Origin of the sequence: Paenibacillus sp. FSL H7-0714, from assembly GCF_038003765.1 — a bacterium.
GTDB lineage: Bacteria > Bacillota > Bacilli > Paenibacillales > Paenibacillaceae > Paenibacillus_AQ.
This window is the reverse complement of record NZ_JBBOPT010000001.1, coordinates 3,724,169-3,740,664: the sequence shown is the minus strand read 5'-3', so window position 1 is coordinate 3,740,664 and position 16,496 is coordinate 3,724,169. Positions and strand designations below refer to the sequence as shown.

The 16,496-nt window shown below is 47.1% G+C and carries 8 protein-coding genes; 1 reads left to right on the top strand and 7 read right to left on the bottom strand.

The window, feature by feature from the left end; genetic code table 11:
• Window positions 1-98: 98 nt before the first annotated feature.
• The 6 genes from NST34_RS16465 to NST34_RS16440 form a co-directional block, all read right to left on the bottom strand.
• Window positions 99-947 (bottom strand): carbohydrate ABC transporter permease, encoded by an 849-nt coding sequence (locus tag NST34_RS16465; protein ID WP_076283675.1) that lies wholly within the window; start codon window positions 945-947, stop codon window positions 99-101.
• A 17-nt stretch (window positions 948-964) separates the two neighbouring features.
• On the bottom strand, window positions 965-1,834 hold the full coding sequence (locus NST34_RS16460) for a carbohydrate ABC transporter permease (protein ID WP_341126750.1): 870 nt from the start codon (window positions 1,832-1,834) through the stop codon (window positions 965-967).
• A 118-nt stretch (window positions 1,835-1,952) separates the two neighbouring features.
• The gene (locus NST34_RS16455) at window positions 1,953-3,290 is read right to left on the bottom strand and encodes an ABC transporter substrate-binding protein (protein ID WP_341128302.1); all 1,338 of its coding nucleotides are present in this window, start codon (window positions 3,288-3,290) and stop codon (window positions 1,953-1,955) included.
• Between the two features lie 105 nt (window positions 3,291-3,395).
• Entirely contained in the window at window positions 3,396-4,832 is a 1,437-nt protein-coding gene (locus NST34_RS16450) for a response regulator (protein ID WP_341128301.1), read from the bottom strand.
• Complete coding sequence (locus tag NST34_RS16445; protein ID WP_340969712.1) at window positions 4,804-6,828, bottom strand: cache domain-containing sensor histidine kinase; 2,025 nt, start codon at window positions 6,826-6,828, stop codon at window positions 4,804-4,806. Before NST34_RS16445 ends, NST34_RS16450 begins: the two co-directional genes overlap by 29 nt.
• A gap of 102 nt (window positions 6,829-6,930) precedes the next feature.
• Window positions 6,931-9,180, bottom strand: coding sequence for an FAD-dependent oxidoreductase (locus tag NST34_RS16440; protein ID WP_341128300.1), 2,250 nt, complete (start codon window positions 9,178-9,180; stop codon window positions 6,931-6,933).
• Between the two features lie 127 nt (window positions 9,181-9,307).
• Between NST34_RS16440 and NST34_RS16435 the strand changes: the two genes are divergently transcribed.
• Entirely contained in the window at window positions 9,308-10,099 is a 792-nt protein-coding gene (locus NST34_RS16435; RefSeq protein ID WP_076283679.1) for a helix-turn-helix domain-containing protein, read from the top strand.
• A gap of 541 nt (window positions 10,100-10,640) precedes the next feature.
• Here the strand turns inward: NST34_RS16435 and NST34_RS16430 are convergent.
• Window positions 10,641-16,247: a golvesin C-terminal-like domain-containing protein gene (locus tag NST34_RS16430; RefSeq protein ID WP_341128299.1), complete on the bottom strand. Its 5,607-nt coding sequence runs from the start codon at window positions 16,245-16,247 to the stop codon at window positions 10,641-10,643.
• Window positions 16,248-16,496: the final 249 nt, after the last annotated feature.

Genomic DNA, 16,496 nt, shown 5'->3' with positions numbered 1-16,496 from the left:
TCCTCCTCAAACATTTTTGTATGCGCTATCATAAATCATTTTGAATGGACCCCGAGGCGTCTTTAATCTCCGTCTATCTCTATTGTTCGTATCGTTGTTTATCCTTTGACAGCAGAGCTTGAGAAGCCTTGAATAATATACTTTTGGCCCATGAAGAAGACAATGAGAAGCGGCACGACTCCCGCTGTAGCGGCAGCCATCATCATGTTATAATCCACTCCCGCTTCCAGCATGAAATTCTGCATGCCTAGCGGTACCGTGAACAATCTTTTGTCTAACAGGAAGATCAAGGAATTCTCGTAATCGTTCCACGTCCATGTAAAATCAATAATTGCGAAGGTTGCAAGCACTGGTTTGGATAGCGGCAGAAACAGTTGAAAGAATATCCGGAAATGACCGGCTCCGTCAATGAAAGCCGCTTCCGATATTTCATGGGGAATGCTCATGAAAAATTGCCGAATCATGAAGACGCCGAATACCGTAAATAAGCCTGGGAGGATGAGCGCCCAATGGGTATTATAAATTTTCATCCAATCAAACATGATGAATTTCGGGACAAACAACACTTGCTGTGGAATCATCATCAGACACAGATACAGCAAAAAGATGGCGTTCCTTCCCTTAAATGGAATCCGACTGAAACCATATGCGGCAAAAGCGGCCAACAAAGGAGCTCCAATCATCAAAATCAAAGATATTTTCAAGGAATTGAAATAAAAAAGCGAAAATCCGTCTCCAGTCGTCCAAACCTTAAAATGGTTGGTCCATACAGGATCGTGCGGAATCCACTGAATCGGATAGTTAAAAACGTCCTTCGGCTTCTTAAACGAAGTGCTGATCATCCAGATCATTGGTGACAGCAGCAGCAGACTGGCAAGCGCCATGATGATCGTATTGAAGGTTCTCATCACCCGTGTTCTGATTACTCTTACATTTCTCCTAGCCATTGTGCGTCTCCCCTCTGTTAGTAATGGACCCATTTTTTCTGACCAACCCATTGAATAAGCGTGATGCACAGGATGATCAGGAACATAGTCCACGAGACAGCCGACGCGTACCCCATTTCATAGAAGTTGAAGGCTTTTTTATATGCAAAAATCGAGAAAACCGTCGTACTATTGCCCGGCCCGCCTTGGGTAATCGCATAAATCATGCCAAATCCCTTGATCGAGCCGATAAAACCAGTAATCATTAAGAAAAACGTCGTTGGACTCACTAATGGAAAAATAATGAGATGCAGCAGTTGCCCAAATGTTGCTCCGTCTATCTTCGCGGCTTCCAGTTGCTCGGCGGACAATTCCTGCAAGGCAGCTAAATAAATGATCATGTTATAGCCAATGCCACCTGCGGTCATCATAATCAGCACTGCATACATTGCTGTATCCGGGGAAGCAAACCATTGTGGAGGATCAGTTATACCAATGGAGTGCAGGAAGGCATTTATCGGACCACTACTAGGCTGAAATAGTACCATCCAGACGAAAGCAATGGCTATGCCACTGGTAAAATACGGAGCGAAAAAGAACGCTCTAAGTGTCTTTTGAAAATACGTCCGATTATTAAGCATGACAGCAATCAGAAACCCAAGCATGATAGAAATCGGTACAGGGATCAGTAGCAGCAAGGTGTTTTTGACCGATACTAGGAATAAATCGTCTCTCACCAGCATCCTGAAATTATCCAATCCAACGAAATGCGGGGCTTCCCCACTAGCGAATACCCAATCCGTAAACATTAAATAAAAGGAGAACAGGGCTGGAATGAGCATAAACACGGTCATTCCGATAAGATTGGGAGCGATAAACACATAACCAATCAGCCTCTGTCGCTTCATCCAGCTCACGATCGGTCACCGCCTTTCTCTCTAAATAAGGTAACTTGCATCATCAGGCAGCTAGCGGTGTATAGAGGGATACGGTACGAATCACCCGCCCCTCCTTGGCCAGGTTGTGCTATTTGGATGATGCCTGCAAATTCTTGTTATGCACCCGCGCTAATTCTTTCGCGCCATCTTCAGGTGTCAGCTTCCGAGAAAACACGTTGTCATAGATAGCTTGTTGCTCGCTTCCTGTCTTCCGGTCCAAACGGCTCAGACCCAGCGGCAGATCACCGAACATCACCCGTTTGATTGAATCCAGATCATACGTGTCTTCCACACCTTTGAACATTAGCGCGACAGCCTCATCGACCGGGAAGTCCTTGGAGGAAGGTACTCTTCCGCCCGCCGCCATCGGCAGCATCCCTTCATCCGCATACCACTGTATAAATTTCCAGGCAGCTTCCTGATGCTTGGAGCTCGGATTGATGGAAATCACATCTCCCAGGCCACCGGCGTTAATATAATCGGTCTGATCCTTGTTCACTTTGGGAGCTGGTGCCGCTGCCACCTTGAACGACCGGGGAAATTCAGCTATATTATTCGTCGTGCGGAAGATCTGGTTCGTGGAGAACAACATTGCGGCTTCTCCTTTCACGAACATCTGGTCCAAGGCAGGCTTCGAAGTGATCTGCTCCGTATGAGGCATCAGGCTCTTATCGGTGAACATCATGTCCGAATAGACCTGAAGCGTCTTGACCGTTAGCGGGTTATCAAAAGCGGAAGTTCCATCGTCTTTGGTCAGTTGCAAACTTTGCTTCTGTAAGGACCCGTTGATAGGCACGGTGAAGTAATAATCGCTCTGTGCCAATCCCCATACCTTGTCACTCTTCAGCTTGGCAGCGTAATCTCTGAACTCTTCCAGCCCCCAATCCGTCGGAACCGGCAGTCCTTTTGCATTGAGCATATCCTTGTTCAACCAGACAAAAGACAAGCCTTTTTGGGTAGGCAGACCATAATACTTGTCGTCTACTTTCCATAGCGCAGCGCCTTCCCCCATCTTATCGTCCACGTTGTAATCGGAGAATTTGCCCAAATCAAGTGCGTTGCCTGCTTTAATCCGCTTCTCGTAAAGGCTGAAATCATAGTTGACGTACATGTCCACGGGCTGATTAGAGATGAGAGCTGTATCCAGCTTCAGGTTCCCAGCATCGTCATTGACGAACCGCACATACTCCACCTGAACATCCGGATGTTGCTTATTCCAGTTGTCTACGACCTCTTGTGGGCCATTCTCGGATGGTACCGCTCCCCACAGGGTAAGTTTGATCGGCTCACTGCTGGTCTTAGTTGCCCCAGGAGAAATAGCTCCCTCTGCTTGCTTCCCGCCCCCGCTTCCACCACAGCCGGCGAGTGCCAGAGGCACGGTCATAAACAGAGCAAACCCTGTCATCATCCATTTTCTGTTTCTCATCTTCCCTGCAACCTCCCTTTGATTGGATTGTTTGATTCCACCCAACTATACCAATCAATCCCTTGCTTCATCAGGGTTGAAACTTACAGATGAATAGTACAAAACTTAGGTATTATTCTCACGCCTGAAGGAGCTAGGCGTTTGTCCAACCATGCGCTTGAACACCTTAATGAAGTATGCATCATCGGCAAAACCTGTCTGAAAAGCGATCTCCCCCATATTCAGTTTGGAATGCAGCAGAAGACGCTTCGCCTGCTCGATCCGGATGTTTTGCAAATAGGCTATCGGTGTCAGTCCGGTTTTTTTACCAAAAACGGTGCTTAGATAATCGACGTTAATGGATACCAGCTTGGCTAAATCCGCAATCTTGATATTTTCTTTGAAATGCTCCAGCATATATTGAATCACTCGATTCACCTCAGGATGATCTGTAAAACTTACATGTTCTTCCTTCATTTGCTGGATTAGCTTATGTATGACTTGCTGTACATGAACAAGGAGCGACGCATGGCTGATGGCTGAGTCAAGTTCCTGCCGGTACTCCGATTTTCGTCCTGCTAGCATGGCTAGCATATGAACAAGATGGGCAGCCAGTATTTTCACTTCTACATGGGAGAACGAAGAGGCTTCCATGCTCTTCCACATTAAAGCTGTCACTTCGGTGCATTGGCGTTCGTCGCGTACTTCGAAACGCCGGATCAGCTCTGCTTCCAGCTCTGCGATCGGCGGCAGTTCATGCCGCTCCTTCACCTGACCTCCCATTGAGCCGTACCAATATCTGTTCAACTGATTCAGTGCTGAGCGCCAATCCTGGGACAGCTGGCTCAGACTGCTGCCGGAAGCCATTCCAATCGAAAGGATATGTTTGTGTCTGTTCGCACACGTTGCCTTCTTTCCAAAGCCCCAGCAAAAGAAAGTTGTCAGTCCTCCTTCATGGAAGGGTTGAACCAACAGATAATCCTCTGTCTGAATATTCATCTTTTCCGCAGCAGCGGGTACAGCTCCACTCAGTATGGTATAAATTTCAAGTTCTAAGCCGTGGAATTTCTCCGTTACCGCAATTGTTCTGGTCTGATCTTGATCGGCCGCTGCGACCGTTCCCCGGATACCCGACCAAATACGGTGAAAATAAGGATAAAGTGCCTCACTAGCTACGCTAAGCTCCTCAAGCAGTTCTCCCTTAATCCGCGCCAGATTCTCGAGCAAAACTTCATCATTCAAGGAAAGCTTCAAGAGATAGTTGAAGGCCCCGTATTGAAGGGCATCCCGGGCATATTCAAAATCGCTCATAGCCGTCAGCATAATAAACCGGCTGCGGATTCCCGCTTTCCGTGTCTCCTTCAACAGTTCAATCCCGTCCATCCCCGGCATAACAATATCCGCGATCACGACGTCAGGCTTAAGCTCCAGAATAGCCGTAAGAGCTTCCTTACCGTTCCCAGCCTCACCCACAACGTAAAATCCGTGCCGTCCCCATTCCACCGTATCTCGTAGGGTCTCCCGGACAAATGCCTCATCTTCCACTAGTAAAATCGCCCACATGCCCATCGCCTCCTTCCTGTGAATAAGGTGTTGCTATCAGTAAAGGCAGCCGGAGCCGGACAAGGGTCCCTTCCGCGCCTGAAATAATCTCCATGGAACCTTCCCGCTTAAAAAGCAATTGTAGCCTTTCTCTCAGATTACTCAGTCCGATGCCATGACCGCTACGTCTTCCCGGTTTTAGTGCGGCCGCTTCCATGCCGATACCATTATCCTCCACCTCCAGGATAAGTTCTCTACCCTCCGCTCTCACCCTCACCCAAATCGTGCCACACCCGTCCGTCATGTCAAAGCCATGGACGATAGCATTCTCCACCAGAGGCTGAAGACTAAGTTTGGGAACGAGAGCATGTTGAACCGGCTCATCCAATTCATAGCGGACGATGAAATGATCCCTGAAGCGAAAGGACTGAATGGATTCGTAGGAACGCAGCAACTTCATTTCTTCTTTAAGGGGAATCAGCTCTATTTCCGAGTTCAGGCTGGCCTCCAGGATTAGCCCCAAAGAAGTGCAGATGCCAGCGATCGCTTCCTGCTTTTCTTTTCTGGCGATCCATTTGACCGTATTCAAGGTGTTCAACAGAAAATGCGGGTTCATTTGGGAGAGCAGCATTTGAAAACGTACCGCCTGCTTCTGCCGCTCCTCCAGCTTAAGCTTGTTAATGAGTGCGATGACATCATCTATCATGTGGTTAAAGCTGTCACCCAGGGAACGCACCTCGTCAGTTGCCCCCTTTCCGATACTGATTTTGACATTCAGCTTTTTGTCCAATGCCTCCTCCATGCTCCGCTCTAAGACAACCAACGGCTTCGTCATACGAGCCGATAGGATGATGGTTACTAGCACGTAGACGATGACCAGAATCGTCAAAAAGAGGAATGCGATAAACCTTAATTGCCGGATTTCCTGCTGCAGTTCGCTTAACGGCATTTGACTGACTACATACCAATCCAGATCTTCAAGATAGCTGTAATTGACTAGGGATGAGGAACGTTTATCCTCATAGTGTCCTTCCTTTGCCTGTAGCGACGTAATTCTATGTAACATATCCATACTGAAGGTTGTTTTCTTACTTTGGAGAATAGTCTCTCCTTGTCCCGTAAAGATGGTCAAATCCTGGTTAGCCGGACTATCCTTTAATGTGCTCAGGAACCATTCCTGAATATTGATGCTGATGCGAGCCAGTCCGAAGTTTCCACGCAGTGGGTCATCCAGGACTATGTACAGGCTTAAAACCTTGCTTCCTTTACTGCCTATTACGTCATTCCAATCATCAGCCACCCATCGGTATGAATGTGTCCCGCTATGTAGCTTATCCTGCCAATCTTGTAAGGTTTTGAGCTCGTTAGTCAACCGGCCGGCAGGTGCATAGGAGGTGTATACATTGCCCTTCAGGTCGATGAATCTAAAATACAGTTCTGTCTGATGGAAGAAGAAACTGTTGTTGATGCCAAACATCTTACTCTCGATGACTTTCTTTCGCTCAAGGGGATCGTAATTGTCCGGATCGTGCATAATTTGGATCAGGCTCTCGTCCTGGCTCAGCATAATATTCGCCTTATAGGCGAATGCCATCATATCTGTCAAGGACACATGAACCTGCTGCATGTGCTCGGACATCCGATCCATCATATCCTTCTGACGAATCGATTCAAAATGCTGGAACAGATAAAAAATAGCTATGCACAAAGGAATCATTAGAAGGGTGATATAAGCCATGATTAGCCTGTACTTCAATTTGTTCGGAAGCAAATAGCGCCAGTTGAACATCGTGTAGGATCCACTCCCAAAAATGTAGTTGAATGTTCTTATCGTCTGAAGAGTTTCCAGATTTCTCGAATAGGCAAAAAAAACCTCTGTTTCAAGAGGTTTTTTTCCACAGTCAATCGTGGGTATTGGTTTATGGAGTATGGTTAACAATACTAGCCTTGCAGAGCCAGTTCCGATACTTAAGTCAGGCTCATTCATTGATCTTGTGATGAATCTTTCTTTATTCATTCGATTATATCATCTTAAAACGAATCCATAAGATATAAAACTTGTTGATTCATATAACGATTCTTGGGAGTTGCAGAACTGCAGACAGGTCTTTGTTGTCTGCTATTCGTATACGCGAATCTCGAAGATCTCGGCTCTCGGGCAACCGTTCGTCGCTTCTACCACAACGCGGAGACGATCAGAGGAAACCAGCTGATCTAATGAATGGACAACTCTTCGTTTACGGTTGTTTTTGCCTTCGGCAACGGTAATCCATTCGCCATCCACATCAACCTGCAAAAGGTAATCCTTGACCAGTTCAGGAATTGTTTCGAACGGTGTACGGTGATGATGAAGATTGATCAGATCCTCGTTCACATCGTCGTTAAATGTGATATGCACCGTGCTAATGTTAACTGGTGCTGGCCAATTGAGCTCCAGCCACTCCGGAGAGTCTTTCCGAAGCGAGTCTGACGACCACAGATGCGGCCCAGCAAACGGTCGGTGATATCCGTCGATTACCTTTTCCGCTGCGTATGCTTGCGTTGGCGAGAGGAGGCGGAAGCAGATCGGTTTGCGGTTAAATGGACGCATATTCCACTGCACGACCGGCTGACTTGGCTGTTGATCCCCGAGATTAGGGGAAACAATGGGGCGCTGCCCTTTCGCAAACGCAAGTACACCAAATTGTTGCTCATTAGACAGATGTAAGGCAAGCCGTTCGTTGGCTTTGACCACGAGGAATGCGTTTTGTGGGGTGGCCGGCTTCCAATGGAGGTTCATGCTCACATATTGTCCTGTGCCTTTTGCTACCGGAGTCAATGTCGCCAGTTGTTTCGTATGCGGGACATAGTTTTCACCGCGACCGGTGTCCCATAGCTCCAGTTCCAATGTCGTGTTCTCTGCCGCATCGACGAGTAGAGCGATTCCTTTCAGCTCCGGGTCGACCGGCAAAATCAGGCCGGTGTCGGAAGCAAGTGGATAGGTTTCGATCGGCTTCTCCACAACTAGTTGCGTCAATGTACTGGAAGCTTTTAATTTTGCGCTCCGTGCCAAATCGGTCACATCATCATTGCGTAGACCGATGATGGACGCACCTTGGTGAAGCAGTGTTTGCTGAAGTTCACGTAGATGAGTCTGGTATAGCTCACGTGGGACGACCCCTTTCTCAGCGCATAATGCAGCCCCAGTGCCGGCAGCCTCGCCGATGACGGCACATGTAGCCATGACACGGGTCGTTCCGAAAGCCACGTGCGATGCGCTGATGTTGCGGCCGGCCATGATCAAATTGTTCACGTTGACAGAATACAGGGAACGGAACGGAATATGATAGACTCCGTCTGCATGCAAATGCTTGGAGCCACTTTCAGTCGAATACATCCCTTGTGGCGGGTGCAAATCGATAGACCAACCACCGAAGGCCACACCGTCTTCAAACTCGCGCTGAGCAACGATATCGTTCTGGTTGAGCATATAATCACCAATGAAACGACGGTACTCCCGCTTGCCTGGAATCGAGCCCACCCACTCCAGCGTCATGTTGTCGGCATTGAAGTTGCCGGAATTTTTAATATAGTCCCATAAGCCATAGATCACCGCCCATAACTCGTCACGGATACGTTCGTTGTCGAGAACCGTATCCATTTCACCGCCCCACTCGATCCACCAATAAGCGCATCCATTATCGCCACTGCGGATGACGCGCGTCATCGGAATGGTCGTCTTCGTGATATCCTTCGCAAAACTTGGCGGTATAAACTTGACCTGATGGCCTGCATCCTTCGTATAGAAGAACATTGTACTTCCCAGTGTAATGTCATCCGCAACGGGCGGTGCCCAATCCTCGTTGTACTCTTCCCTCGCTTCTCGGCCGATACGATGCTTGGCCCCGGCCAGAAATCCAACCAGTCCGTCGCCCGAGCAGTCTAGAAACATGCCACTTTCAAAACGAATACGCTGCTCTGACCCCATCATCCAACCGGTAACTGAACGGATGACCCTATTGTCTGTATCGCCGTCAGCTTCCACCTCATGAACATCGGTATTCAAAAACAAGCGGATATTGGGCTCTGCGCGAACCGTTTCAAGGAGAACCATATCCCAAATATATGGATTCCCGTCGATATTGCAGTACTGGTTTTCAATTAAAAGCTCACCCATTATGCCGGTTTCTCGCGCATACCGATTCGTTCCGTGAGCGGTAGCTCCGCACACCCATACACGTACCTCGCTGCTTGAATTTCCGCCTAGCACAGGACGATTCTGAATAAGTGATACGGACCTTCCCAAACGGGCTGCAGCAACAGCTGCACTTACTCCCGCCAAGCCGCCGCCGACGACTGTAATATCTGATATGATAACTTCCTGCCTCATGATTGAACATCTCCTTTTAAAGAACTATAATATCCATGATTTCATCGTATGTTATCAACTTTTCAATTTCCATACACCATGTTACGATAAGGCATATACTTTATTTCATAACATTGGTGGCGATAAAATGCGAAGTGACTTTGCGATCCGGCTAGTGACTCACTTTTATTGGGACAAGAAAGAGTCGTTTGCTCTCGACCGGGATATTTATTCCTATTGGACAATATTGGCTGTGGAAGAAGGCCGATTCACTTACCGCATTGAAGATCAAGAAGGCGAAGCAGGGTTCGGCAGCTTGGTGGTCTGTCCTCCAAACACCTGGTTTCATAGGAAGACACTTGAGCCTTTGACCTTTCACTTTATTCATTTCACATGGAACACGGAGCCTTCGCTTGAAGAGCAGCGCTCGTTGACTGGCAATCTGATGATCGCGGACATCGAACGCCTTTGCTCCGACTACCGCTACTTGCGACTAATTGCGTTGGAACAGGATAAGGCCGCAATAGAGCGAAAACAACACCTCGTAAGCGATATGTGGCGTTTGTACGAGCTGGAGAGGAACGTGCCGAAGGAAATAGGGTTAACAGTGGTGATTGCTGATGAGGAGATGCGGAAGGCGGCCCACTTCATCACCGCCAATATTTTCGGTCCGGTCGATATGAAGAGCTTAGCGCTCTCGCTACAGCTTACCCCGGTGCAGTTGACGAGACGTTTTCGTGCGGCTTACGGAATGACCCCCTCTGAATATATGACTCGGCTACGGCTGGACAGGGCTAGCAAATTGCTGCTAGAAACAGAGTTTAGTATCGACAAAATTGCGCAGCTGTGCGGATATGAGAACGGCTTCTATTTAAGTCGTATATTCCGGAACAAACGGGGGATGCCCCCTTCACAGTATCGTAGCCTGCCTCGCGTCTAGGCTTAGATCCGACGGATGAATTCTCTTGCACAAGCAATTTAGGGTATATGGCGATAATGAATACAATGCAGTGGTAACATCAGTTAAAATAAGAACGACAATCGGACCATAATCTTGGCTCTTTTCGATTGAATAAAAAAACCGCGATTTACGCGGAAATTAATCGGTATATGTTGTTGCCGCTCGACACTCGGATCTTGTTAGGTTGTTTCTCTTTCAACTATCCTGCCCTTGGGACTTGATCCCGAGCGCCATAATGTTCACCTCTACTTCTCATGACCATAAATAAAACGGACCGCCTTCAGTAGACAACACTGGAGTTGGTCCGTTCTCCATCTAATATCCGACGCCTTCTCCCTCATCCGGGTGCAATCCTGCTTGTTTCAATTCCTTAGCTAGGATTTCTGAAGCACTACTACCTGTTCGTGTAAATATCACTCAGTTGAGAGCCTTGAAAGATTAGCATTTTGCATAGTTCAATACTAAATTCCAAGAAATAAAAAAGCCGAATGGATCGTTCTCATCCACTCAGCTCATAGGTTTATTTTACAATAATCTGTATAGTATCACTTTCCGTTGTTCCACTTCCATTCATAAACTCACAGCGATATTGATAGATGCCAGGCGATTTCCCTGAAATTTGTGTAGTGGCCGATTGAGCATTTGGTGTTTGTGAAGATAAAGATTGCGTTTCAATAAGTTCGCCATTTTCATATAATCGATACTGTGTTGCGTTCGTGCCCCACCACATATTAGCAGCAATGTTATAGTCCCCATCTTGATCCCAGTTGTCACTAGACAAAACAGGTTTGCCGGGCTTCGCATCAGTCACGGTGACGGTGTGTGGATCACATGAAGTCGTTCCATACAAATTCGATAACTCACATGTATACACATAGGTTCCATTCGGCTTTCCTTGAATAGGAATAATGGAAGTCTGGGCAGCTGGCGAAACATCGGCGAGTGACTTCGTTTGGATCAATTGGTCATTCTCGTACAACTTATACAATGTGCCATTGTTTCCCCACCACATATTCATCGTAACCTCATAATTACCATCACGTAAGCCTGTCGCAACACCGCTATTATTCGATAGTGTCGGTTTATCTGGCACCCCATTTGCAAGCAACGGCAGACTACTGGAATGCCGTTCGAACTTGACTGCATCAGCCCTGGTATAAATCATATCGGCAGGTAGAGTTGGCGGATCTACCGTTGTCGGAGTAACCCTTGTTAAACGAACATACTCGCTGCCGTCTCCAGTAAAGTCGAACGTTCCTAGATTAACCCAACCCGACGAGCCAACGGTTGCATCGATATACGTGACCTCGGTAACCGACTGATGCTTCACTTCCACTTTGACATAATTATCGTTTGCCGTCGTATGGACGAGCTTGTAGATGGAGAGCGTATATTTCCCCTCTGGAAACTGGCCTTTCCACGTCGCTGAAGATCCTTGAACGGTAGAGTAACGGGACTTAACCCCAATTTTGTATCCGGCTAAATTGCTTTGGCTCCAAGACCCTTCTGTCGTGTACAACCCAGTCGTATTCGTGCTGTCGACAATAACCGTTAGGTCCCTGATCGCAATTGTCAAAGGCGGTGTTGTTAAGGTCACCCCGTCAATCGTTACAGTGGCCCATACCTCAATGTGATCCGTTTCTCCGTCGAGACTTAGAAGGGTCAACAAACCGCTACTGTCCACTTTAGCCAGATCGGTTCGATCAACGAAATACTGCACATTTGCCTGTGATAGATCACCAATCAGACCGTTATCCAAATAGCCGGTTACGCTTAGTTGTGCGGTTTGAGTCATCTGCAGTTCGTTCCGATCCGACAGGATCACCGCAGACTCCAATTGCGGCATCTTGTTCGGGTCCACCCACATCATCGCATCGGCAACTACCCGTGACTTATTGGCCTTATTGGTTAATTCCACGTACCCACTATCGCCTGCTGCAAAAGGATAAGCACCCAGGTACACCCAAGTCCCATTGGCCGCTGTCTCATCTACTGTAACCGTCTCGGAGCCTCCGCTATAATAAACGGTAAATGAGGCATTCGTTGCCCAATTTTCACTGGCAGCGGTTATTTGCGGAAGCTTATAGTAGACACTGTAAGTAACACTTTCCGGCAGCTCAGGTCTCCATTTAATTCTGCTTGTCGCTGTGCCGGCAGTCGATTTGGCATACACATAGTTATCATAGTAATAGTCGTTAGCCGTTGTATCCCGTATCCAGACGCCTGCTGTCTCTGCCTCCGTATTATCCACAATGATAGTTGAACCCTCCTGCCAATCCGGTTGAACTGGAGTTTCGGTTACCTGATCAGGCAGATAGAGTGTCCGCTTGCGGGTCTGTTTCCCGTCCGATTCCACATAATAAGTGAAGGTTTGGGATAAATCGTTTACCCGTATCGACCATTCCATCGGATAGATCTTATCTGGAATGGTTGTATACGTAGCCCCGCCATCCAAGGAATAATGGATCGTCGCTGGTTTCGTCGTTTTTGCCTGCACATAAGCATCGTAGGCCGTTTCGTCGGGCTTGACGATCAGCATGCCTTTAACCGCATCTATTGGACTGTGGATATCGAAGAAATAGCTTGCATCCGATGTATCAGTAGTTCTGACCTGGTGCAGCGGCACTTCAATGTTGAGTCCTTCCACAATGATAGCGGTTATTCCCTTGCTTGAAACCGTGGCTTGAATGATTCCGCCACTCATAACCGCTTGCTCTGGTGTGCCATTGTCGCGGATGATGGTTACGGTATAATCTTGTGCCGGGTTGAACCCAATGATTTGCGCATTCAATTCGATCGGAGTCTGGACTTCAGCTGCCGATTCGTTGCTTAACCCGATGTAGAATTTATTCCCGCTCTCTCCCGTTATCCAGTTCAATTGAGGATGGTTGGTCTGAATTATCCCCTTAGGCATCCAGAGCCAAACGTCGGAATTACCGTAAAAATTCCCTGGTTTATTTCCATAGAGGTGATATTTGAACCATAAAAAATTAGTTTCAAATACAGAAGGAAATGTAATACTTCCATTCGATTTCAACGATTGCTCGCTGATCAAATAATCCATCGTTTGCCCGAGCTGTCCCGGTATATGGTGATAATAGATGGATGTAGCCCCGCTTGGGCCTTCCAGAGGAAACTCCGGTTCAAGTTGACTAACGGCGAAGCCCTTATAGTAATAACCTGGATAGCTCGAATATCGACCAATAACCGCATTATGAGCAATATCCTGCAGTAGTTTATCACCTGTATAGAGCGACAATCTCAGCATGAATGGAGCTTCCTGAGCATTCATCCGATAATAACCAGTTGTACTTCCCGCTTCAAACGTCAATCCATTGGGAGAGACAAGCCAACTATCCGCTTGTACGCCTCCGGCTACATCTTCTGGGAGCTTGATCCGAGGATATTGATATTTACCACTTTCCGGCCAATGGAACGACTCCGCGTAATTATACGTCTCAGGCTGCGGAATCGTAACGGCACCTTCAGGAACCGGACGAGCAACGAACATAGTTGCATATCGTTTGGCTTCCTTATAAGCAGCATTCAAGTATTTGGGATCCTGAGTTTCCTCGTAAAGCTCCAAGATCTCCATCCACAGCTTGCTATAATAATAAATGAACTCATTTTTACTCACATTTACGGATGCAGGCGTATCAATATGCTGCATGATATAGCTGTCGGCTGCATCCTTGGCAGCCTGTAAATACTGCGTATCTCCCGTCATACGATACATCATCAGGGGCTGAATGACAGGACCCCGGTCTTTCTGGTCAGGATCACGCACGAGGTACTCTTCCTGTGCCAGCGCTCCAATTCCTGCCGTAGTCCCCATCATCTGATTGACAGCGGCTACGCTAGAAAAATCAAATGGCAAGGTTGCCATTTTCCATAACGACGGCACACCGTATACTGGCTTCTGCGTCGGCGACCAACCTATACCATTTCGCGATAAGCCGTACTGGACGGACGGCAATGCTCTCGTATCGTAAAGCTGGTCATCCCCAGTCAAATAGTAAGCCCCCAAAAGAACCGCATTCGAGCTTGTTCGAATACTATCCTCGTTTTCGATGTCAATAAAGCCCTTGGCACGGCTCCACCATCCGCTGGGTGACGGGACATAATCAACAGAGTCATCCCCTTGCGGCTCTATCTTAAGTAAATCGATCATATTGAACATCGCGTCAGTAAGCGACTGATCTGATACATTTTCCCGGTATGCGGAATAACCATACTCATTGCGAAGAATATCCGCGTAGGACTCATACAAATTGATTTTTTGAGCGATTAGTCCCATATGAAATTGATAAGTGCTTTCTGCGGCCATTTGCGAATAAGTCCCTAATTGAGGAGCATACAAGATTGGCTGCACGCTGCCTTCGTTGTTGACAAGACTCATGCCAAGCCTTTGTTTCGTAACACCTCCCGTCGGTTCAAATTCAACCGGAAGCTCATCCGAAGGTACAAATACCCCATACGTCAATGGATTGCCCGAACCGTCATTCTTTTCAACCAGACTCATTGGAGCGCTTAGCTCCCTTAAGCTTGTTGATTCCACCGAACCTACCATTTTGGCGTGTGACCTGAAACCATTTAATACTTCATTGACGCCAGAGATCTGCTCTGTTGTGAAAGACTGATAGCCGATCACGTAATTGCCATCCCGGCGGGGTGTAAAAGCGAAGGAAACATCAGGTTTGTCCCCTGACATGGACCAGTTCACTTGTAAATCGTAATCGCTTCCATGTGAAGAATCGGTTAATATCGCCGTGTGGCTGTCAGGGAAATCAATCTCGTCGAATGTAATCCAGCGTTTGTTCATCGTATCGTAGTAATTGGTTAGACTCCCCGCATTTCCATCCATTAAGACCCATTGCTCTTCAAGTCTTTCCGCCACATTATTGACAGGCACCCAGTTCCCCGTATCCGTGTCCTTGTAGAACATATCACGAACGATGGATTTGCCACCATCCCAAGCTGCTTCATAGAAGGTTACTTTGTAGCTGGCATTCTCGATGCTGCCTTTTTCCGTGTAACTGAGATTCGCCAATGTACGGCTGCGCAGCGGAGGCAACGGCGGAGCTTGCTGCCGGATATTCCCTTCAAACTTGACCGCATCGGCCCGCGTAACGATCTTTCCGGTCGTAGGTTGCGTTCGAGTCAGTCTGACAAATTCGCTATCATCACCACTGAAATAATAGGACCCCAAATCAACCCATCCGGCCGATGGGCCCGACGAGGGCCTCAGATCCATAAACATGACATCCGTAATCCCATTGTGAACAATTTCAATTTTAACATTACTGTCTGCTTTATCCGCCCAATCAAGCTTGTTGAATGAAATTTTCGCCGTCCCTGCTTCCAATCGCGGATTCCATGTGATGCTTCTTCCTACTGCATCGGTAAATTTGGAACTGGAATTATTATATCCCTTCACTCCCGTACTTGTAGTCCAATAAGGAGCGGAGAACCCGTTATTTGCGTTATCTACATCAGTGGTGACGACATCATCAATCGTGATGCTTCCATCATCAATGATGATCGTCTTATGCGGCTCTTTTTGCTGAATATTCCCTTCGAACTTGACTGCATCAGCTCGCGTAATTATCGTGCTGGTTGTGCTGGTAGACCGAGTTAATCTAACGAATTCTTTACCAACTCCGGAAAAATAGTACTCTCCCAAATCAACCCATCCCGCAGGAGCACCAAATGAAGGCCGCAAATCCATATAGAGAACATCGGTCGTTCCATTGTGGACGATTTCAATTTTTACATTGCTATCTGCTTTATCTTCCCAATTAAGTTTGTATAACGAAATTTTCGCCGTTCCCGCTTCCAATCGTGGATTCCAGGATATCGCTCTGCCTGCTGTACTCGTATATTTAGAACTGGAGTTATCATATCCCTTCACCCCTGTACTTGTGGTCCAATTCGGAGCTGAATATCCGTTGTTCTCGTTACCCACATCAGGTGTCACAACATCATTGATCGTGATGCTCCCGTCATCGATGATAATCGTCTTATACGGTAAGGGCTCCGCGTATGCGGTCCTTATTCCGACTAGGCTGAAAGGAACTAATATCGTCACGATGAAAACGATTAAGAAAAACAGCTTCCTTTTTATCATATAACTCACAGCCTCCCTTGTGTTGATAACGCTTTCAAAATAATGTTGCCCTCCTTTGTTCGAAGATCGTATAAAAGCAATTAGCCTTATCCTTCTGACTAAGCCCGCTCTGTCGGTTTTATCATAGCATGTTACAGAACTGTGAAATTTCTTTAATTTTAAGAATTTCTTATAAGATTTTAAGCAAGAAGAAACGACTTTGTCGTCCTTTAAAAAAGAGACCTACATCATAACTGTCCGCTCAACTGC